This is a genomic window from Paraburkholderia lacunae (assembly GCF_003353175.1).
In the GTDB taxonomy this organism is placed as follows: Bacteria; Pseudomonadota; Gammaproteobacteria; order Burkholderiales; family Burkholderiaceae; genus Paraburkholderia; species Paraburkholderia lacunae.
Genome location: NZ_QHKS01000006.1, coordinates 338,332 through 360,965, shown reverse-complemented (window position 1 = coordinate 360,965; position 22,634 = coordinate 338,332). Strand labels below are relative to the sequence as shown.

13 protein-coding genes and 1 pseudogene are annotated in these 22,634 nt (G+C 62.7%); 1 reads left to right on the top strand and 13 read right to left on the bottom strand.

Annotation, left to right across the window (positions count from 1 at the left end; translation table 11 throughout):
* From DLM46_RS11835 to DLM46_RS11790, 10 genes and pseudogenes are all read right to left on the bottom strand, one after another.
* Nucleotides 1-224: pseudogene (locus DLM46_RS11835) on the bottom strand (c-type cytochrome biogenesis protein CcsB); the annotation flags it as partial.
* Between the two features lie 121 nt (nt 225-345).
* Entirely contained in the window at nt 346-1,047 is a 702-nt protein-coding gene (locus DLM46_RS11830; protein WP_115100925.1) for a c-type cytochrome, read from the bottom strand.
* A gap of 174 nt (nt 1,048-1,221) precedes the next feature.
* Nucleotides 1,222-2,607, bottom strand: a complete 1,386-nt coding sequence (locus DLM46_RS11825; protein WP_115100924.1) for a cytochrome C — start codon at nt 2,605-2,607, stop codon at nt 1,222-1,224.
* 318 nt (nt 2,608-2,925) lie between these two features.
* Nucleotides 2,926-4,620, bottom strand: a complete 1,695-nt coding sequence (locus tag DLM46_RS11820) for a c-type cytochrome (protein WP_244306102.1) — start codon at nt 4,618-4,620, stop codon at nt 2,926-2,928.
* Between the two features lie 2 nt (nt 4,621-4,622).
* Complete coding sequence (locus tag DLM46_RS11815) at nt 4,623-5,462, bottom strand: LolA-like protein (protein ID WP_115100923.1); 840 nt, start codon at nt 5,460-5,462, stop codon at nt 4,623-4,625.
* Nucleotides 5,463-5,489: 27 nt separating this feature from the next.
* Entirely contained in the window at nt 5,490-6,308 is an 819-nt protein-coding gene (locus tag DLM46_RS11810) for a LolA-like protein (protein ID WP_244306100.1), read from the bottom strand.
* A gap of 42 nt (nt 6,309-6,350) precedes the next feature.
* Complete coding sequence (locus DLM46_RS11805; RefSeq protein ID WP_115100921.1) at nt 6,351-6,851, bottom strand: hypothetical protein; 501 nt, start codon at nt 6,849-6,851, stop codon at nt 6,351-6,353.
* 13 nt (nt 6,852-6,864) lie between these two features.
* Complete coding sequence (locus DLM46_RS11800; RefSeq protein WP_115100920.1) at nt 6,865-15,132, bottom strand: choice-of-anchor Q domain-containing protein; 8,268 nt, start codon at nt 15,130-15,132, stop codon at nt 6,865-6,867.
* 17 nt (nt 15,133-15,149) lie between these two features.
* The gene (locus tag DLM46_RS11795) at nt 15,150-16,802 is read right to left on the bottom strand and encodes a multicopper oxidase domain-containing protein (protein WP_425273976.1); all 1,653 of its coding nucleotides are present in this window, start codon (nt 16,800-16,802) and stop codon (nt 15,150-15,152) included.
* Nucleotides 16,803-16,812: 10 nt separating this feature from the next.
* Nucleotides 16,813-18,396: a multicopper oxidase domain-containing protein gene (locus DLM46_RS11790; protein WP_115100919.1), complete on the bottom strand. Its 1,584-nt coding sequence runs from the start codon at nt 18,394-18,396 to the stop codon at nt 16,813-16,815.
* Nucleotides 18,397-18,687: 291 nt separating this feature from the next.
* On the opposite strand from DLM46_RS11790, the gene DLM46_RS40190 reads away from it, so the two are divergent.
* Nucleotides 18,688-19,104 carry a hypothetical protein gene (locus tag DLM46_RS40190; RefSeq protein WP_244306097.1) on the top strand — a complete coding sequence of 139 codons (417 nt, stop codon included), beginning with the start codon at nt 18,688-18,690 and terminating at the stop codon, nt 19,102-19,104.
* Nucleotides 19,105-19,264: 160 nt separating this feature from the next.
* On the opposite strand, the gene ald is transcribed toward DLM46_RS40190, so the two are convergent.
* The 3 genes from ald to DLM46_RS11770 all read right to left on the bottom strand — a co-directional run bounded on the left by ald (nt 19,265) and on the right by DLM46_RS11770 (nt 22,486).
* Nucleotides 19,265-20,380, bottom strand: a complete 1,116-nt coding sequence (gene ald / locus DLM46_RS11780) for an alanine dehydrogenase (RefSeq protein ID WP_115100918.1) — start codon at nt 20,378-20,380, stop codon at nt 19,265-19,267.
* A gap of 151 nt (nt 20,381-20,531) precedes the next feature.
* Entirely contained in the window at nt 20,532-22,160 is a 1,629-nt protein-coding gene (locus DLM46_RS11775) for a glycoside hydrolase family 32 protein (protein WP_115100917.1), read from the bottom strand.
* 95 nt (nt 22,161-22,255) lie between these two features.
* Complete coding sequence (locus DLM46_RS11770) at nt 22,256-22,486, bottom strand: GntR family transcriptional regulator (RefSeq protein WP_244306094.1); 231 nt, start codon at nt 22,484-22,486, stop codon at nt 22,256-22,258.
* Nucleotides 22,487-22,634 lie beyond the last annotated feature (148 nt).

Sequence of the window (22,634 nt, the reverse complement as noted above, 5' to 3'; positions counted from 1 at the left end):
AGCTTGTCGTAGTAATTCATGAACGGGTAATAGCGCGACAGCGCAAACCCGGCGCCCGCGACCATCGCGAGGGCGAACAGCCAGTCGGTCATGCCGAGGCGCTTCAGGAACGGGCGCTCGTCGAGCGGCGTCGATGCGCGGGCCGCGGTCAGGGCAGCGTCCTTTTGAGGCGCGGGTTCCCGCTCCGGCGCACCGGCATCAAGAAACAATCGTGTCAGATTCATGGCCTTCACCGTTGCGCAGAGCTTCGCTCCGACGCTTCATTCGCCCCACGCAAACCCGCCGGTCGCTTGCGCGTCCGTATCGCTGCGCCTGTGGGCGCAGCGATACGTCAAGCAAGCAGGCTCATTGATTGGCCTGCGAGCCGTCCGGCGCCTGCGGCTCGGCTGGCGGGCTGGCCGATGCCTCGGTCTCCGGCGGAAACGCCTCGACGAAGGCCGCGACGGCGCGCATATCCTCGTCCGACATATTGGCGCAGACCGCCTTCATGATGGCACCGCGGGGCCGATCTTCGGTGCGCTGGAACACCATGAGCTGCTTCACGATGTAGTCCGCGTGCTGCCCAGCCAGACCAGGAAACGTGTCCTTCCCCTCGCCGTGCTGGCCGTGACAGGAAACGCATGCCGCGACGCCCTTGTCCGGCAGGCCCGCTGTAAAAATCGCTTTCCCCTTGTGAATGAGCGCCGGGTCGCCGGGTTCACCCAGAACCGCGTGCTGACTTGAAAAATACGTAGCAAGCTCGTCGATCTGCGCTTCGCTCAAGTGGGTAAAGCCCCACATGAATCGTTTGGCGTTCGGGTCGGTTCGGGCATGGTTCTTGAAGTCCGTCAATTGATCGACAAGGTATTCCCGTCGTTGCCCCGCCAGCTTGGGAAAGGTCGGCGATACCGACACGCCGTTCGCGCCATGACAGTTCGAGCAAACTTGCAGAGCAATGGTCTTTCCGGAGACAGCCGGATTATCGACTGCCCGGGATCGTTCCAGGTCGTGACAGCCCGACCCGACAAGCAACATCCCAAGCGAGATGAACTGCGCCAATTTGTTCATGTCACGAACCTCCAGACTGCTCTTACCGCCCTTTAAGGCCGCGCAACAAAGCGCAGCGCATTCAGTGCGTAGTTCAACGCCTCCCGTTTGCGCCGCTACTGCATGAACGCGAGGCACCTTTCCTTTATTCCAGGCAAGCGCGACAAGTTTTAGTCGGACACGCCGGCGTGGATGTCACCAATACGCGGCCCATAAGTAGACGAACAGCGTGTCGTTGTCCGATGCGTTGCGTCCGGTGCCGTCGTAGTTGGTTCGGGATCCAAGGAATTTGGTGAAATGCGTGTATTGCAGGCCGACCCGGATGTTCTGCACCGGAATCCAGAAAATCTCGGGTATCCATCCCTGCGTGGCAGGAGAAAAGTTCGCGCTGCTGGCGTAAGCCACGCTATCGGTGCTGCCCGTCACATTGAAGAAAGCGAGGCTCACGCCGTACTTGGCCTGATAGATGTACGACGCTTTCAGCAGCATCGATTTGAGATTCGCCGACTGGCTGTCGCCCAAAACGAAATTATTCGGATCGCTGATGTTCTCGTGAACGTAGCGTGCCTGTGCCGTAATCGTATGCGGCTCCAGCAGGTACTGATACTGCGCATCCACACCGATATCGCGATAGCGGGTCACACCCTGCGTGAATATCGGGAAAGCGTCTGGATCGTTGGGATAGACGTCGGCCAGCAACCCGAACGTCCCCAGCATGATGTTATGCGGACCCCATTCGCGAGTCAGCGCAAGCCGCCAATACGGGTTGTAGCCCTTCAGATAGGTCTGCGGGTGGGCCAGGTCTCCGGCCTTGCTGCCATGGCTCAGAAACGACCAGATTCCGTCGGCGGTGCTGTACCCGGTCAGTTCCGCGTACACCATCTTGTTCCAGTACATGTAGCCGCCAATGCCCACGACCTGCTGCGCCAATGCCCCCTCGATGAGAGGCGTAAACGGCGGAGACCCAACCGCGCTCGTCGACGAAGAGAGATAGGGGTAGCTCCATGCGGGCGCAGTGTTCCAGACGTCCTGTACGGTCGGATTGTTGTGCAACGTTACGCCCAGTATGAAGTCGCTCGCTTCGCCGACGATCCGTTCCACGTAACGGACATCGGTGTTGTCCGATGCCCATTTACCGATCCACTTGCCGTCGCCATTCTGGTGATCGTAGTTCGTGTAGGTATATTGAGCGAACGCGCCGATCTTGTCGGTGATCTTCCCGGCGAGGAAAATGCTGGCCGCATCCCATGTCAGATTGCCGTCTTTGGGAGAAATGGGATTCCCGTTAGCGTCGTCGTTGTGCCTTGTCTTGGTCACATCCACGGTACCCATCACGGCGATTGGAATGGTGCGTTCGCCGAGGGTATAACCATTCAACTTGAACATCCGCCCATAGGGTGTCAGTTCGGGAAATTGGCCGCCGGCGTGACACGCCACGCAGCTTTGCCCCGTCTGACGCGCGAATATCGGCAACGCGTGCGCGGTGGAAGTCAGCAACAGACAAAGCGCCGCGAGTGCGGCAGTCGAGCTGCAGCGAAGCAGACGATAAAGCGCCTGGTTACTGGTACTAGCCTTTGACATGGCCGTCTCCCCTGCGCCGTCTCCCGGCTGCCTGACACCACGAGTGATAAAGACTTGGCACTGCATCAATGACGATTCGCATTTCTCACTGCTCGCCACGCTACTATTGTGCAAACGGGCGATAAAACCCGGCAGGGGGCAACGTCCTACTCTTGCGGTAGGTGAGCGCTCCAGTCCGTCACGTTTCGACGGTCTGCCACGGTTTCCCCGCAACCTCGAATGGACATGGCCCGCTCTCGACAAAGCGATGAACACGACAAACGGGAAGCCGGCTCGCAAATAAAGTCACGCAAGAAGCAGCAAGACTGCGCAGCCTCGTCAAGGCACCGTCCACTTGCCGTCGGCGACGAACCCGACTCGATCCGGCTCGGAAAACCGCACGATATAACCGCCTTTGGACGCGAAGTGCTGCCCCGGCGCCAACGTCAGGCGCGGATAGTAGCCAGTCAGGATGCGGCGCTCGAGCATGTCCTGGATACGCTCGATCAGATATTCCCTGCCGAATGCATCGACCATATGGCTGAGCGTCTCGGCAAGCAGGCCGCACGCGAGATAGGTGTCCGCCTGCACCTGCGGGGCGACCATCGGAATCTTGCGGATCGAGAACCAGCCGAACGCATAGTCGACACGGACACGCCGTCCGTCCGGCAAGTCGAACGGATAAGCGAGGCGCGTCACGCCGCGCCAGCTCGCTGACAATGGCGTGTCATCCAGCCCGCCCAGCAGCCCCGACATGAACACCGTGTCCGACGGCGGCGGTAGGTGGCCGAGCGCCGCGATGTCGGCCGGACGTAGCCACAACACGAGCACGTCCCCACGCGCAATGCCATGCGTGGCGCGCGCGACGCCGGCGTCTCGCGCAAGAGCGCGATTCGCCACCGCTATGCCGTGGCCCTTCAAGGCGGCGGCAAGCGCCTGTGCACCCTGTTCGCCGCTGTCACCCGCGCGATAGATCTGCCAGACTTTTTTCACCGCGTGCGCCGGCTTGCTGCCGGCTTCATCGAGAATCCGCCCGGCCAGCAGATCCGCCTCGAGCAGCACGCCCTTCGAGAAATACACGGAATAGAAATCGTGGTCGGTTTCGACCGGCACTTCCACGTTGGGAAAGAGACACGGCACGGCCTCCTGCTCGCAGAACTCGTGGACCGGCGCCCAGTTCTTGCCGCCGAGTCCCGACAGCACCGCAAGCACCGGCTGCTGTGCCAGATAGCGCCGCAACTGTTCATGCCATGTCCCCGGCGGGCCGCTCAGCTCCCACACATGCAGTTCCCAGCGGCGATTGACCATGAACATCATTTTGCGCGACGAGCGCAGCGGCGGCGTCGCGCCAAGCGGGAACACGTTCTTGTCAGCGAAGTACTGTTTGAGCACATCGAGCATGCCGCGCCGCTTCACCGGGTCCGCATCGGGCGTAATGATCGTCGCGAAGTGCAGCACCGTGTCCGTCACACCCACCGGCGTGCGTCGATCGAGATGCTTCAGATAGCCGATCAGCGCTGCCATGTCGGTGTCGTTCAGCGCGTACTGCGGCATCAGATTGCTGAGCGGTTTGCCTTGCGAGTCGACCCCTTCGCGGACCGCTCTTGCGATCGTCGCATCGGTGTACGGCTCGCGATTGGTACGCATGCCTGGAATGTAGGGTATGTCGAGATCGTCGGGGCTGTCCGCGCGAGGATGGAACAGATACCGGCCGGTGATCGGCGGGATGCTGCTATTTCCCTCTTTGGACCCGAGGCCGCTGCGCCGATGGCAATTCATACAGGCCGCCGCGGCGCCGCGCAGGTTCACGCCGCCGTCGTGCATGGCTTCAAGCGGTTCGCCGGAGCCCAGCACGCCTTTCTGGAAGATCGCTTCCCCTGTGCTCCCGGCCGCGACCAGCGGTGCCGAGGGAGCACAGTTCGCCTTGCCCACCGGCACCATCAGCGCCGCGAGCAACATGCATTGAACGAGCGCACGCGCCGCGAGCGGCCGTGCCCGCGCGATGGCTTCCCGGCTGACCCCGGCGCAGTCCATGGCTACGGGGTTGGCCGGGTCATCGCGCGAAGCGCCGGCGGCGATACATCGGCGTTGACCGCCACCGAATTGTGCCGTCCCTGCGAGGCGGGTCTCGTGAACATCGCGTCGTCGAGCGGCGGATTGAGCGTCACCTTGTCGATCGTCAGCTTGTCCCTGTTTCCGGAAGCCGCCACGCCGCTTTCGATCGTGAACGGTATCTGCAACCCGTCGACGTTCCTGTAATCGCTGTACGTCACTTCCACCATGACCGGTTGCCCGCGAGCGCCCCGCACCTGGCGGTCGTACTTCACGTCCAGAAAGGTTTGAGCGTCGACCCACACGTGACGGGTCGCGCCGGAAGGCAGCTTCGCGCCGAGCCGATAGGCATCGTGTCCGTCGACCTTGTCGGTACCGTCGAGCGTGACATCGACGCCCTTCGCCTGATGATCGATCAGCAAACCGTCGATGACCTGCTCGTCATGCGCGGACTTCTGCTCGTCCATGGTATAGGGCCGCAGGCTCCCGCTGCCCATTCCGCTCGGGCTCAACTTCCAGCCTTCTCTACCGTCGAATACCCGGACAGCCTTCTGGTTGAGCACGGTGATCTCGAAACGGGTCTTGTTCGGACGTTTCAGCGCGAGGAAAAACGGCAGATCCCGCGCGGGCGTATTCGCGCTATCCACGTGCCCCACCCAGACCATCGTCTGGACTTTGCGCCATGCGTCGAGACCGCCCCTCGCGGCGACGTTTTTCTCGACGATCTGGTCCGCGCTCAGATCGTGCTCCGCCGGTATCTGCTCGCTCGCGTATACCGCCACCGTCAGGCAGCCGACGAGCATCCACAATACGATTTTTGTCATGGCCGTGAACCTCGCACGGATGTTCGGCTAGTGGCTCGGCAACTTGGCCATGGCCAACTGCGGTTTCGCAAACAGGGTGTCGTCCGTCGGCGGATTCACTGTGACATGCTCGATCGTCAACTTGTGCGGCTGTTTGCCACCGGTGACAACGGTCTCCAACGTGTGCGGCACGACGAGCCCACTTTCTTTCCGGTAATCGCGATAGAAGATGGCGACGTCGTGCATCTTGCCGTCGAGCTTGCGCGGTTCGCCGTCGATCTTCAGTTCAAGAAAGCTGCTGGCGTCGATCCAGATGCGACGTGACGCATTGTCTTTCGTCGTCACTTTCAGGACGTACGCGCGATGCCCTTCCACCTGTTCCATGCCCAGCGCCTCGACCCGCGAGCCCTTGCTCGCATAGTCGATCAGCGGTCCGTCCAGTTCAGCCGATACCGCGGCCGATTTGGCCTCCGCAGGCGTATAGGGCTCGACTTCATCGCGTCCAAGGAAAGGCCTGACTTTCCAGCCCTGTGCGCCGTCGTAGACCTGAAACGCCGTCTGATCGTTGAAGCGAACCTCGAAGCGGCTCTTGTGGGGCCGCTTCAACGTCATCACGAACGGCAGCTTGGTGTTCTTCTTGCCGCCGGCTTCGAGCTGCCCCGACATCGTCATCGCACTGACCGCGTGCCACGCCTGAAGCCCGCCGCGTGCCGCGACGTTCCGGTCGACGATCTGCGCCGCGCTCAGATGACTCGCCGCCGCGGCCTGAGCCGTTCCTGCGGTCGAGGCCGCGAACGCAACCGGGCCGGATGCCAGAACACCCGCCACAGAGGCCGCCGAGAGCGCCATCAAAAGAAACCGGGTCATGAGTCACCTCCTCTATTTATGTCACAGATCGCTGTCCCGCGATCATTCGACAATCATCCCGTCGATATGGAGCGAACCGATCAATACGTCGACGCGCTCACCCGCCTTGATCGGATTGCCCTTGTTGGAAAACACCATCCAGTATTCCTGGCCGACTTCCAATGGGCCGGTCTGGCGCAATTGGCCGATCTTGTCCATCACCGGAATCTCGAGCAACACGTGGCTCGCTTCCCCGTACAGATAAGCGGTCGCGGTCTTCTCGCCGAGCAGCCGCGCCGCCACCGGATCCGTCACGCGATAGCTGAAGCGAATCAGATTGCCCGAGGCGGTGCGGCGCACACTCAGGTTGTCGACGCCCTTCATCAGCCCGTAGAAGTTCTTCGCACGCTGCGACAGATTCACGGGCATGTACGGCGAGTGCCTGAGCGTGGACACCGCCGGTGCGCCCGGCTGGGCCGCGACCGCTTGAACCAGGGTCGCGGCCAGGCACACGCTGCCCGCAAGCAGCACCGCCGGCGTCGTCGAGGGGGATCGAAGTTTCATTGCAACGGCCCCATCAGTGTATGAGCGCCGACACTGCCGGCACCAGCGCCGGCAACAGGCCGAACAGACCGCCCGACTGGCTCCCCAATGCGAGCGGATCGATCCTAGGGCTGCCGAACAGGCCGGGCTGCACGAACTCGACCGCGCCGATGTCGTACCCGGCGCCTTGCGGCCGCGTCGTGCCGAAGATGTCGTAATTCGGCGCACCGGCTGACGTGCCGTGATTGATTGCCGGCGAGGCGGACGTGATCGAGTAGTTGCCCAGCAGTACGCCATAGCCAGTGGTGCCGGATGTGACGGACATGTTGAACAGCGACAGTGGGCCGTACGACATGTTGATCCACTGGTTGCCTTCATCAGGCACCGCCGACGGCAGCAGGCTGAACAACGGATTCGGCAGCACCGCGTCCGAGATGCCCGGCGGCACCGCAAAGCCGTTTCCGCCGCCCTCCGGAGGCACACGCGCACCATTGCAGTACTGGCTCACCACCGCCGGACTGGACCCGATATTGTTCGCGCCCGGGTAGTCGCCGGCGTCGGTCAGGATCGAGTACTTCGGGCTCATCGACATACCCGCCTGACGGCTGCTGGCCGAGGTGTCGCCGAACGCGCCGATGTCCCAATAGACTGCCTTTGATGTATCGCAAAAGCCCGTCGGGTGCCCGGCCTGATTCAACGTCGGGTTCAGCGCCACCGTATTCTGCACGCCCTGTATGTTCGGATTCTGCCCGTTCACCGTGATATAGAACGAACGGTTCTGCCAGATCACGTTGTTGGTCAACACCGGGTTCGAGAACGTCGTGCAGTTCGGCAAGCCTCCGGGACACACCACATTCGGATTGGTGAACGTGACGATGAAGTTCGCCGTATGGCGCGCGGTCTCTAGTCCGGCCGGCTGATAGGTCGACGTCGTGATCGGGTTGCACGTCGTTTCCGATCCCACCGTCGTGCAGTTCGGCGGCCCGACGTTGGCTTGCGAGGCGGCATTCGTGTTGAACAGCACGCCCGCGGACGCCGTCGCATCGTTGGAGACTACCGTGTTGTTGACGAAGCTCACACGCACCGCATCCTGCAGCGAAACACCGCCTCCTGCCCAGCCAGCCACGTTGTTCGAGATGATGTTGTTGATCACGCGAACCTGGTGCCACTTGCTCGGGTCGCTGGGGCTGCGTTGCACGTCAGTGCCGTTGATGTTCTGCAGCCGCAGGCCTCCGCCCTTGCCGCTTTCCGCCGTGTTGCCCATGATCAGATTGCCGTCGATCAGAAGGCCAGGGCCGACGCCGTCTGACAGCTCCGGCGCGCAGTCCACGTCGACGGTCGCGTTCTCGCAGAACGTGCCGTCCGGAGGCACGCCCTGGGCGATCACGCCGCCGCCGTACGTAGGCAGCGTCGGGTTGTTGCTCTGGTTGAACAGCACCCAGTTGTGGGAGATGTCGCCGTTATAGCTGAACCCGAAGTGAGCGACACCGCCGCCGTCACCGCTGCTCATGTTGCCGCAGACCCAGTTGTAGTTGAAATGGTAGTTGTCCGCGCCTGTGCAGAAGGTCACGCCCCCAGCCGACGAAGGCGTGGTCGAGTTGATTTCATCGCCATACGATGCGTTCGACGTGACCGCATTGTGATGCACGAGCACCCGGGTATTGAAGTTAAAGGGCAGCTCGGTCACGCCGTCAGGACCACCGATGGTGCCGTCCGGCGTTTCGACCTGGCCGACCGTGATGCCACCCGTGAGCGTCCCTGCATTGCTGAACACACGGTTGTTCGAGACCTCCATGTAATGGTTCCAGCCGTGCAGGAAGATCCCGCCGCCGCCTTGCGAACTATTGGTGAAGGTCATGCCGTCGATGCGCGACGGATTGCACTTGAAGTTGCTCGGATAGTTGACGCAATCCGGGGGGTTCCGCTGGAGCAGGGTCGGGCCAGCGAGCGGCGTGCAGATGCCGTTCGCGGTGCAGTTCGCATCGGGTTGCAGCACGCCGCCCACCAGCACATCCTTCACGCCTTTGCCGAGGACCGTGATGGCCGCCCCCTCATAGGCGCCCATCAGTGTCGGCTCGATCAGCAGCTCGGACAGATTGCCGTTGAGGTTGAAGTCCCATCCGGAGGCGGGTTCGAACGGTATCGTATCCACCTTGCGCTGCATCGACGCCAGGCAGGCATTCGGATTGTTCGGATCGAACGGATTGCTCGCCGAGATCAAACCACCGTTCAATGCGTCGCCAAACAGACAGTTGACCTCCCTGCGCCACGCGTCCATCTTGCCCGACGGGTGGGTGTTCGCGTTGACGGTCACCGACGTCGCGCCGACACCTTGCAGGCGGACCGGCTTCCACATCAGCAGCATTTCGTTATAGACACCCGGACCAACGATTATCAGGTCACCCGGAGTCGCCGCGTCGATCGCCTTCTGGATCGCGTTGCCCGTGGCATTCTCGCCATTCACGTAGGTCGGCGCCTTGCCGCCGATCGTGACGGTGACCGTGTCGATCGAGCGCTTGCCGTTGCCGGCCGTGACGACCAGCTCACCGCACATCGCCGTCGGCTGGCCGATTTGCTGGACCGCGCAGCTCGACAGCAGCGGCGTCCCGGGCAAACGCAAGGACAAAGGCAAAGGCAAAGGCGGCAGGGCGACCCTGACCTGAATCTGCGTATCGCTCCATGACGTCACCAGAGCCGGGACGCCGCCTACCGTCACCGATCCCGATCCCTGCTGCGCGCCGAAGCCATAGTGGCGCTTGACGAACTTCTGGTTGAACGGCGCCGTTGTTGCAGCAGGCCCGTTGTACGCACTGTTCGGCACCTGCTGGTCGCCCAGCGCCTTGATCGTCAGAGTGTGGCCGAGCGCGCTGAGCCACGGTCCCGCGCCGCCGCCGCTCGAGTCGCCGGTCACGGTGGAGATCGCCGGGGTCGCATCCGGGTACGCACAGTCAGGCGGATTGTAGCCATCCGCGAAGGCCTGGACCGGCACCACCGGCGTATCCATGTACTGGGTCTGTCCGGGCATGAACGGAATCTCGTAGCAGAACTGGCTGTACGCCGGATTGAACAGGGGATCCCGGATCGTCTGGCCGGGATGCGCCGGATCGGGCATGTCCGGATCGTTCATGCAGGCGACCATCATCGTCGGTGCATAGCCGGTCGGATTCGGCGGATTGACCTCCCAGGTCGAATAATTCAGTCCGTTGAAGATGCCCCACGAATCCGAATACGTGCGCGCGACCTCGTTGCCGGCAAAATCCTTCATCGAGATCGGCACGTTCGGCACCGCGAATTTCTCGCCGAACTGCGGCGAATACGGGTCGAACTCCGCCGAGAAGTCATCCAGCATGAAGCCGGTATAGTGCGCGGCGACGTGTGTCGAGCTGAACACCCAGAACTTGGCCAGCACCGACATCTGGTTCGTGAGCGTCACTTCCTTGCGGTCGCACAGGTGCCGCGACGCACCCGCGAACGGGGCGACTTCCTGCGAGCCGGGGAACAGGCTGATGTAATCGGGCACGACACGCAGCGCACCGACGCAAGGCCAGAACGTTTCGACGCTGCCCGTGTCGCCTTCGTGCCGGGGCGAGGAGCCGAGATCCGAGGTCGGATTCTGCGCATTGTTCTGGTTATAGGTGGAGTTCATCGCAGCCTGGTCGGGCAGGATGAAGATGCTGCCCAGAGCGGCGAACTGCTGCGTCACCGGCGCAATGTAGTTGTCGCCGATCAGGATGTTCTTGTCTTCCTCCTTCACCAGTTCATAGCCCGGCGGCACAATCACTTCGACCACATACTTGCCGGCAGGCAGCATCGGCGTCCCGTCGTCCGGGTTCGCAACACAGATCGTGCAGTTCGAACCCGGGCGCGATCCGGGCACGCCGTTGACTGATCCGGCGCCCTTGGGTGCTCCGCTCAGCGGATCCCGGCCAACGATGCTCGGGAATTGGTACATCCCGTCGTACGGCGCAGGCTGCAGCTGGTTGAATGCATGCATGCCGTCATAGCACTTGAACTGCGAATTCGCGGGCAACGCACGATGCTGCGGGTCGAGCCACTGGGTGCTGCCCTGCAGTGTGAAGAAGAACGGGTCGCTGGGGGTCGTTTTGTCCGTGTACTGTCCCGGACAGTTCATGTTCGGCATGCCGTCGGAACGGAAGCCCTGTGCCCAGTCATCCCAGCTCGAGGTCTTCGTCGTGTCCACCAGCGTCAGGCTCTGCGTCCCGTCCGCGGCCGTGCCCTCCTGATACAGGTTCACCGTGACGTTCGGCACGTCCGGCGTCCAGCTCGTGTGGATCAGCAGCGCGGGATCGTCGAAAGGCCGCGTCGACGCGTAGATGACTTCACCCTTGATGCCGCCGTTTTCGTTCGAGGCGAACGGCTTCTTGCCGAATTCGATAAAAGAGCTCTGCCCCGAGAAGCCCTGCCAGCCCTCCGTGGTCACCCATGGCGGATCGATTCTGCCGGTCGAACCGACGCCCTTTTGGGTGCAGTCCGCATCCTGGCAATACGCCGCGCCCGGTACCCGAAGGTTTGGCGGAAGGGGCACGGATTCCAGCGTGTTGGCGAAGTTGGAGGCAATGTTCGAACTACCCCCGCCTGGCGTGCCGTCGGGCGGGCCGCCCGCGTCATAGACCACATGTACGCCGGTCTGCTTGAAGCGGGTCGTATCCGCTTCTGCGACATACCAGTTGAAGAGCGGGAACACTTCGTTAAACCCGGCGTAGCCGTTCAGGTCGGTGTTGTTGAAGTTCGAATAGCTGCCGTCGCGGAAACGGATATTGGTCGGCACCAGCGTCAGTCCGGGCTCGCTGGCCTGCGACACGCCGTCCCCATTGAGATCCAGGAAGGTCCGAGTATAGAGATTCGTGTGCCATTGGAGCACCGGGATATCGCCGAGACTCTGGCTTTGGCCGCCCGCAACCTTCACCGCCGTCGCCAGCCCGTCGACGATCTGATCGTTCCACTGATCGAAGACCGTGATTCTGTACGTGCCGTCGGGCAGGCCGGAGAAACTGAACTTGCCGTCGGCGCTGCACTTTGTGAACGAGACGTCTTCCCCGTCCGTGTCGCCGATGCTCACGTAGCACTGCGTGAAACTCAACGAGTCGCGCGACCCGGAGCCATACAGGTTCTGGTTAGGCGGCCGGCTGTAGTGCAGGTTCGTGATCCGGCCGTTGACGGAGTTGTTGCACGTCTTGCCCGCGCACAGGAGAGGCAGGCGGGCATTGATGATTTTCGGGTTCGCAAAGCCGACCGACACGTGAAAGCCCGCCGGTCCGAACTCCTGGAAGTATGCGGGCCCGCCCACCTTGATGAACGCGTCGTGGGCCTTCTGGCCGTCCAGTGTGTTCGTCTGCAGCCACTCTTCTCCCCTGCCGATTCTGTCGGCGCTGGGCGTGGCGACCACGCCGTACCGGCCTGGCATCAGGTTGGCAATGATGGCCTGGCCGACGAGCGGCGATATCGTCGTGCCGTCCGACTCGTACTTCGGACACGTCGGAATCATGCCGACCAGTCCGTCGCTCTCCGTCGTCGCCTTCGAAATCGGGCAGGCGTCTTTTCCGGTGACGGGGTCGATCGTCCCCTGCAACGAGTTGGACAGCGGCATGTTGAACATGTCGTAGGTCATCTGCCCGGTTGCATCGCCGGTACCGCCCGCGTCGTCGAAGAGCTTGATTTCGAAGCCGCCGAGGCCCGGCTCGTGTGCCGAGCCGAATACATCGGTTCCGCCGCTGACGTCCACCTCACCATTGAGCGGCGCGTCGTCTTCGAAGACGAACACCGAGATCTTCGCCGTCTGGAACGGCGTCTCTTGCAGCAGGACGTTGACACTGGTCTGCGCGGGTGCGATCGGCGCACCGCCCATGCTGTGTCCGCATTTGCCCGAGCCCGGCGCGAAATCCGCCGTGGTCGGGCAGTCCTTCGCAATGTCGAACGGTCTCGTCGGGGAACTGACCGGCTGCGGCGCGCCCCCACCGTTCGTGAAGGGATTGCCGGCGTCGCCCGGCAGGATCGAGATGTAGTAGTGCTTTTTCGGATCGAGCGCCACCTGACTCGGGTCGACCGGCGCCTGTTGCGCAGCGGTCGTGCGGCATACGCCGTTACCAACGTCACACACGGCTGGCTGGCCCAGGAGCGTCTGCCCCGACTCGCACGCGAAGGTGCCGACGCAGCCCGCCGCAATCACCGGCATGTAGCTGGTGTGGAAGTTCGTGCCGAGACTGGGAACCGGCAACGGCGGACACGAGGCCGGGCGCGGCGTGGTGTTCACCTGGCATGCAGGATCGATCTGGAAGGTGCGGTCTTCCTCGATGATCCAGCGGTAGTCGGTCAGCTTAACCGGAGTCTTGCCCGGCGCCGCGCTCGGCGCGTCCAGCACGTTGACCATGAGTCCGCTGCCGCCCTTGAACGTTACCGTCACGGTCCCGGGTGCGGCTGCGGCACTCGTCGTGCCCTGCGAATTCGCTACCGTGTAATGGAACGTCAGGTTGGCGTTCGTATTGCTGCCGACCGGCGCCGCCGTCGGTATGGCGGTGAACGATCCGTCCGCATTCAGCTTGACGCTTCCGCCGGTCACAGAACCCGAAAGCACCGCGGTGAGCGGCAGCCCGGCCGGATCACTGGCATTGGCCAGCACGCCGGGTGCGCCGATCTGCAGCCGCGACGCGATGTTGCTGATGTAACTGCTGTCGCCGGCCACCGGCAGCTTGCTGGACATACAACCGTTGCCGGTCGTGCACTGCGCCAGGCTGACGGTGGTGCAAAGCGGTCCACTGGTGGCGCCGTTACCACAATAGGTGAAGGAGTCTGAGAGAACGTTCTGCCCCGGTACATAGGTAAACGTACCGTTAGGATTCAAGGTGAGTGTGCTGTTCAGGCCCGTTGGCCCTGCCAGGACTTTCACCCCGTACACGCCGACGTCATTGGCGATCACGCCCTTGGCCGGGTCTGAAACGGTCAACGTGTTGCCCGCGACCAGGAAGTACTTGTCCGGATTGGCAATCCCATTCTGATTGGCCGCCCCCGCCGTCGGCAGCGCGCCGCTATTGACGCTGATGTAGCCCTGCATCCCGCCATCGCGCTGATTGTTGGTGGACAGACTCAGTTCGCGGTCGAACACCGGGAGCGCTGACGCGCCTGTTGCCGGTGCGTTCATCAACACGTCCTGCGTTTTGCCGGCCGCGAGGAACACTTCCGACTGCACCCGCGCATTGCCGGGCAGCACGTTGCCGTCCTCTGCAATCAGCGAGAAACCGGACACGGCAGGCGTGCCGGTTTGCGCGCCCACCACCGACGGAACGTGCATCCGCAGACCTGCGTTCACGAAGCGCACGAGCACCTGGCCAGTCGACGCGGTGGCGGCAGCGGGAAACGCCGACGCGTTGGCATTCGTCCGGTCGAACGCGACGCCATTGATCAGGTAGTAGCGCGGATCGTAGTTCACCGCCGGCGGATAGCAGGTGCCGAACGACGTCGACTTCGAATCACCGCAACCGCCTGACAGACCCGACCACACTTTGGTTTCGCTAAAGCCCGTCGTCGTCACCGCCGCCGCGACAGCGGTGTTTTGCACGGGATCGATTTCGCTCAGCACGAGCGGCACGTCGGCGTCATAGCAGATATTCGGATACGCCTGATAGGTCTGCGACGCCACCGGGCAGCTCACATTGCCGCCGACCGGAGTCTTCACCACCAGCACGCCGTAAAGCCCCATCGGCCCCTGGATCGACGGATGCGTTCCCGACTCGATCAGATAGGTGCCCGGGCTGAGGTTGCTCCAGGTGAGCGCCGTTGTCGTGCCGGTCGCCACCTCGGTCGCAAACGACTGGACACGCGGCCCCTGGGCGGGCGGCGTAAATGTCGCGCCGCTCGCACTGCTGGCAATCGGCCAGGTCGTCGCGGTTTGCGTCGGATGCGGCGGGCTCGCCGTACTCGTCGCGGTCGTCCCCAGACCGCCGCCCAGTTGCCCCACGACGACGAGCGAGGTCGGCACGGCACCGGGCAAGCTATTGGTCAGATTGATCGTCAGCGGTCCTGGCGGCACGGTAATCACCACCGGCGACCAGTTCGCTCCGGCGCCCGGATTAGCCGCCGCACAGGTAGCTGGCGCGACCGCGGCAGGCGTGCAGCTGTAGCCCCACATCGGCACAGCCTGCCCGTCGGGCAACGCGGCTGTCGTCGCTTTCGCTGTCAGATTGACGACCTGGGCGAAAGATACGCCACTGGCCGTCAGCAGAACACACGCCGTGACCCCTGCCTTGAACACGTCGAAGAGGGTCGCCTTAAACTGGATGGATCTCATCGCGCTTCTCCCCGCCTCTAATTGGATTCGTCAATCAGGAAAACCTGTGGATCGACGAGCATCATCATCATCATTCCGCCTGGAAAGATGTTGTTCGTGGTGATCTCGCGCTCGTTATGCGAATGCCACATGAATGCGAAGCCTGCTTCGCTTGCCGGTGGATTCGCAATCGTCCCGCTCGGCGGCGTCGTCCCGGTGGGCGAGGTGGCGCGTATGGTCGCGTCTGGCCCGAGATAAGGACTGCCGCCATACCAGGCGCCGTTCGTCAGGAGATGCGAGTCCGGCAAGGTGACCGGCCCGCCGCTGCCGACGTTACCGAACGGATGCGCTTCGAGCGCTTTGTTGTGATCGGCGCACCACTCGTAGTAGTTCGGTGCGAGCGGGTCTGCCGTGTAATAGCCGTTCGCGTCCGGGATGCAGACGACCGGCTTCCCGAAGTAAGCCGCGAATTTCGGATCGGTATCGGTGTATACGCTCCCCGGCTTGTGCCCGTAGACGTCCCAGTTCAGGCCCTTACCTGTCCAATAGAAAATCCCGTCCATCGCGAGGCCCGGCGTCGTAGTCGTCGTGAACAGCAAGGGGCCGGCCGCCTTCGTCGCGTCCGTCTTGCTCAGCAGCAGGTTTCCATCGCGCGCCAGCACGCGCACGTGATTGCCGTGCTCGTGGAACGGATGCTGCCAGCGGCCGGTACCGACGATCCGCAACAGCACCAGTTCACCGGGATGCATGTGTGGATTGCCGTTGTAGGGCTGGTGCGGATACTGCACCGCGTAGTTCGGGTCCATGTCGTCCGGCATCGAGCGGCCGTTCACCATGAAGTAGGCGGGGTGATACGGCTCCGTCTCGACAGTCATGCAGCCGTTTGGCAGCGTGCACGCGTTCGCAGCCTGCTGTTCCGCCTGCGTATGGATGCGCGGATCCATTTCGGAGAACTGGAACAGATACTCGCGGTCGTAACAGGCCGTGCCGTGGTTATAGGCCGCGGCGGCGTTGCGGAAGTCCGTCTGACCATCCGGCAGAGTCGCCGCAACCGCACGGCAGCCGGCCGGCACGGCAACCGTGCCGGGCGCCGAGGTCGGTAAAACGATAATCGCGCCGTACAGGCCCATCTCGACCTGCAGATCGCCCTGCGTGCCGCTGTAGTACGCATGCGTGCCAGGCGTCGCCGCGACGAAGCTATACGTGACAGTGCCGCCGTGGGCGGCTTCGCGCGTCAGCAATCCAGGCACGCCGGTGAGCGTAGTCGGACAGGTTCCATCGGGGTTCAACGCCGCGGCGCAGACCTGGAATCCGGGAAACAGGATCGACGTGTTGCCCGCCGCGGCAGGCAGGTTATTGGTGAGCGTCACCGTGACGACGTCGCCCTGTTTGACGATCAGTGTCGGACCGGGAATCTGCATGCTCGGACAGGTCGCGCCCGCGATCGTGGGCGGCGAAAAGCCGGCCGGCGCGAGGCGGCATCCATAGCCCCACGAATAAACGCTCGCGCCGTCGGGTTGGCTGATGCGATTCGCCTCGGCGCTCAGATCGAAGCGCGTCCCCGTGATGCCTGGGGCTGCGGCTTGCGCGTGCATGCACACGAGCGCGGCGAGCGTCGCCGCACCGAAGCGTGCAAGCCGTCCAAGATGCGCGAGCACCGCGATCCATGTGTTGTGTTTGATGTATCCCACGGCTCTTCTCCTAGGTGCAGGACTTCGTGGTCGGGTCCACTGCGTGGCAGATGTGGACCTCGGTCATCAAGCCGCCAAAGTTTTCTGCGTCATTCGACAGGTGATCGAGATTTGGCGTGTACAGGTAATAGACCGCCCCCGCCGCATACTTCGTCGTGTCGCTGGCGTCGAGGATGACGTCGATGGACTCGCCGCCGCCCAGCGTGATCGAGTTCGTTTTGTAGGTCAGGTCATTGCCGGCCATGTCGCGCAGCAAGCGGGCGTTGATGCCGACCACGTGCATCGGGATCCCGAGCGACGCCAGCGTCTGAAACTCGCTGACGTCGAGGTCCGAAATCCTGAGCAGCGCCTTGCCGCCGGCCGGAATATTGATCAGTGTGGGCAGTGGTTGCGAAAAATGCTGCGTGCCGTCCGCCACCACCGTCTGCATCGAGCCTGGGTCGCCCGGAGTCACCGTGTTCACCGTGTCCGGATAGCTGCGCCCGTTCAGCAGGAAGTACTTGTCCTTCATGTCGGTGAACGGCTCCGGATTGAATGTCATGCCCACGAAGTGGAAGTTCGGATCGAAGCCGTGTATCTGAACCGGATACTCGACGTCGTAGGCGGTCGAGCCGTCGCCGTCGTTGTATGCGTACAGCGTCGGCGTGCCGCTCAGGTTGTTCACATGAAGCACGCTGTTGGTCGGCGGCAGCGGCGTCGTGCACAGAATGTCGTTGCCGCACGCCGTGCGCAGATCCAGTTGCTGGGCGACCAGCGAGTTGTATAGCGACGCGCCGCCGGGCACGCGGTTCTGGCGCGGCCGCACGAAGATCTGGCCGACCATGCCCATCTGCAGGTGCTCCGGCGGCGTGATGTGGCAGTGCCAGAAGTAGGTGCCCGCATCCGGCGCGAGGTAGTAGTACGTGAAGCTGGCGCCGATATTGATCGCGACCGATGCGTCCGGCACGCCGTCATAGAACGAGGACGCGTTCGGATAGCCGTGGAAGTGCACCGTGTGTTGCTCGAACAGGTCGGGCCGCATGATCATTCCGACGTTCGTCAGCGTCAGGAAGAACTCGTCGTCCTCGTCGATCGCCATCGTCGGCGCCGGCTCATTGCCGTTCATTACGCCGATGTCCATGATCGCCCGTGGATCGACGTGGCCGGTCAGCTGACCCGCAGGCACGGATTCCGGATCAGGAACGAGGCCAACCGCACCGTTGAAGGTCGGGTTCACTCTCGGATCGCCGACGGTGTTGAAGACCGAGGCGAACTCTGTGCCGGGAAGACCCTTCTGGATGTCGGCGAGCCCGGACAGAGGGCCGAAGGCGAACAGGTACGTCTGCGTACCGTCGCCCATCGTCGCGTAACCGTCGCCGCCCGAGATCTGCTGGCACTTGATCGCGCCGTTGACAACGCCTGTCGACACGGAGGTCTGTCCGGTGTAGGACGGCCCGGTGTAGGCGGGCTCCCCTGCGCCTGGCTGCAGCGCCGTCGGATGCGCCGGCGTGGTCGGCGGGCATTGAACCCGGAACGATTGCGCGAATGAAGGAATGGAGAACAACAGAAGCAGCAGTGCTGCAACACTGCCGAGGAATGCGCGGGTACTGAACATATGACCTCCAGCCCAGGGGTCAGCCAGCGCGATACGCGCTGGACGTCATGCTCTACTGCGAATGCGGGCGGATTACTTCTTCACATCGGCCCGTATCTGGATTCTGAATAAGAGCGACACGGCCTGGGATGGGTCACCCCCCTACACTTGCGGTAGGGCAAACCCAGCGGCGGTATCCAGATTGGTTTTGCCGGAGACAGCGAGCGAACGCCTGGTGCAGTGCAGCGTTCCACATGGCCTGCATGGCGGGTTTTTACCCATGCCGTTCGGCGGGAATCCCCACTTCCCTTCATGTCCATCGAGGCAAAAATGTGGAAACAGTGCCCGGGCGTCGGGCACTGGAAAGTGCCAGGGTTACAACGGGTCGAGGACAGGATGAGGTCCGAACCATCGCACCGTCGACCCGCCGCTCCTGAGATTTCCGGCCTCCCCATTGAATTGCTGAAGGATCACATCATGAACAAGCTAACTGCCATCATTCTCGCGAGTTGCGCAACGCTCGCAAGCGCGGGCGCCTTTGCTGCCGATAGCGCGTCGGACGACCCGGCGCCAAAAGACGCAATGACTCAGGAGGCCACGGCAACCGAACACGATGCGATGAGCGCCGACAGCATGGCCAAAGACGGAATGAAAGAAGAAGCGATGGACGCGATGAGCCATGACAGCATGGCTAAAGAAGAAACCAAGAGCGACGAGGTGAAGCAGTAGGGACGCGTGCGTCGTTCATGTCGCGTACATGAGGCAGACGCAGTGGCTTAAGGCTTAAGGCTTACCGCTTACGGCTGACGAGCCGCGGGTCAAACGGACAACCCCAACTCATCGTCGTGCCGTGGACACGCGTCGCGTGTCCACGGCATCGTAGCCGGCCTCAGCCTAGCAGGCTATCGGGTGCGACGTACACGTAGTTCAGGTCTCTTGCGACCGCTTCGTAGGTCACCTGCCCTTCGCACACGTTCAAGCCGGCTTTCAGATGCGCATCGTCCTTGAGCGCACGTTTCCAGCCCTTGTCCGCAAGCGCGATCGCGTGACGGATCGTCGCGTTGTTCAGCGCGAAAGTGGAGGTTCTGGCCACTGCGCCAGGCATGTTCGCCACGCAATAGTGGATGACGCCGTCGACCAGATAGGTCGGCTTGGCGTGTGTGGTCGGATGCGAAGTTTCGAAGCAGCCGCCCTGATCGATCGCCACATCGACGACAACCGTGCCCGCCTTCATGCCCGCAATCATGTTCCGCGTGACGAGCTTGGGCGCCGCCGCACCCGGTATCAGCACGCCGCCGATCACGAGGTCCGCGTCGAGCACGGACTCTTCGATACTCTGGCCATTGGAGTAGAGGGTTGCGATGCGATTGCCGAAAACCAGATCCAGTTGACGCAGGCGATCCACGTTGGTGTCGAGACACGTGACCTTCGCGCCCATTCCCACCGCGATCTGCAGGGCGTTGGTTCCGACGACGCCCGCGCCGATGATCACCACATGCGCCGGCGCCACACCCGGCACGCCGCCGAGCAACAAGCCGATGCCGCCCTTCGATTTTTCCAGATGCGCCGCGCCGGCCTGGATCGACATGCGGCCTGCCACTTCGCTCATGGGCGCGAGCAGCGGCAGCCCACCGCCCGGACCGGTGATCGTCTCGTAGGCAATGCAGACCGCCCCGGACTTCACCAATGCGGCGGTCTGCGCAGGATCGGGCGCGAGATGAAGATACGTATAGAGGATCTGTCCCGCGCGCAGCATCGCGCACTCGGCAGGCTGCGGCTCCTTGACCTTGACGATCATGCCGGCCTGCGCAAAGATTTCCGCCGCAGTACTACACAAGGTTGCGCCGGCCGCCGCGTAGGCCTCGTCGGATAGACCGATCTCGGCGCCCGCCCCGCACTGCACCATCACCTGATGACCACGGCTGGTCAATTCGCGCACGCTCGCCGGTGTCAAACCCACGCGATATTCGTGGTTCTTGATTTCCTTCGGTACGCCGATCAACATTTGTCACCTCCATATAGTTTGTTGTTATCGCGCCGGGACCGGCTTCATGCATTGCTTCGCGCTTCGACGCATAGCGCCGGCTTCACCGCGCAAGTCTGCGCGAGCGGTGGCTGGCCGCTCACGAGAAGTCGTTCTTCACCAGCATACTCTGCTAATTGGCCGCAACGAGATGGGTAATCGTCATATCGCTGAATGTCGCGGTGCCGCCGTCGGCGAAGACCGAAACCCGGTTATCGTGCGCGGACGGAAAGACGAGATCCGTGATGACGGTACGGCCATGCCCGGCAAATACTTCCACGGAATTCCTGTCGACCACCACGGTGAGATGCAACTTGCCGTTCACGAGCGGCAGGTTGACGATGTGCTGCTTGCTGATGGCATTCGAGAAACCGGTCTCGCCTGACATCGAACGGTCGAGCGTCAAGGTCTGATTCGTGGTGTCGTAGAAGATGCGGGTGCCGACATCGCCGTTCGCCGAGCCTCGCACGACGAGACCGGCACGCTCAGCCGAATGCGGGCTCAACGTCACCTCGATGTTCTGCACGACGCCTCGCGTCAGCTGGCCTAGCTCCCGTACGCGCGAAGACACACTGAGTTCTTTTATCCGCGTGGTCGAGCCAACGCCCACGAGCGACTCATATTGCAGCACCGGCTCAAAGGTCAGTTGCGGTACGCCGTCTACAGTCTTCAGCGCGAGCACGCGAGGAAGCGCCATGGCGCCCTTCCAGGGCGTGGTCGGTATGCGTTCGGCGTAGTCCCAGTTGCTCATCCAGCCGATCGTGACCGCCTTGCCGTCCGGCGCGTTGGCGAAGGTTCCGGCTGCATAGTAATCGGCGCCGTGGTCGAGCCACTGGTAGCGCGAAGGATCCGAACCTGGCGGCGCCACGTTCTCCGGCGTGAACGTCCTGCCGTCGAAGCGGCCGACGAAATACATCGCGCCGGATCCGCCCGCAATCGACCACGGATTGACGTTGACGATCATCACCCACTTCTGCTGGCGGCTGTCTCCATCGAGAGGCAGCGGGAACAGATCGGGCATCTCCCAGAGTGCCCCTTGATGAGGAATGCCGGGAAGACTGAAGTCGCTGAGGAAGTCCCAGTCGATGAGATTGTTCGAGCGGTACATCTTGACGACCTGGGCATCGGCCACGACGGTGGTCATCAGCCAATAACCTCCCGGCGCATACCACGACACCTTCGGATCGCGAAAATTTTTCGATTCCGGGTTGAGCGTCAACACCGGATTGCGTGCGTACTGGCGCCACGTCTTGCCGTCATCCGTGCTGTAGGCGAGCGATTGCGCCTGAGTGCCCGGCCGATGTCCGGAGCCGGCCTTGTATGCGCTCGTATAGAGCGCGATCAGCGGCGACGAATTCGCCGTGCCCAGGCCGGACGTATTGTGTTCGTCCACGACGATGGAGCCGGAAAATATCTCCTCGGTGTCATTGGCGCGCATGGCGACAGGCTGCTCGCTCCAGTGAAGGAGATCGTGGCTGGTGGCATGTCCCCACGACATGTTGCCCCATGCGTTGCCTTCCGGATTGTATTGATAGAACAGGTGATACAGGCCCTTGTAGAAGACGAGCCCGTTGGGGTCGTTCATCCAGTTGCGTTGCGGCGTGTAGTGAAGCGCCGGGCGCCATTGTGTCGTGCCGGCATCGGCTTCGCCGGGCAATGCCGACGGCGCCGCGTATGCCGCGCTCGAAACGCTCAGCATGGCGAACAGCCAGGCTGCCAGCCGGCGCGGTTTGGACCTGTTGGGACGTTGCGGGTCGTACATGAATTGCCTTTTGCCTGCTTGCGCACGCGCGTCAGCGGAAATGCCGCCGCGCTCCGCGAGCGCAGTGAATGAATACTCATGGGCTCGACCGGCTATCAGGCGGCGAGCCTGAGAATGACAGTGCCCCTGCGCCGGCTGCCGACTGTCAAGCCACGGCGCGACGTCTCGCGAATGGCGCGATTGACGGTGTTCACGTGCAAGCCGAGGAAGTCCGCCAGCATCCGTTGCGAAGGCAAGATATCGCCGGGCTTGAGGTGGCCGGATCCCACTGCCGCTTCAATCGCATTCACCACCGCGCGGTACGCGGGACCGTCGTACGAAGACAAATCTGGAATCCAAGCTTTCATCGCTGCGTTCTCACTACCGGCGCTCGCCGTTCGGACACGGCCATGACCGGACGCTCGTCCAGTGCCGTGCCATGGTCGAATGGCCGGAGCGGGCGACGAACCGAATCGTCACCCGCCCGGCCTTCGT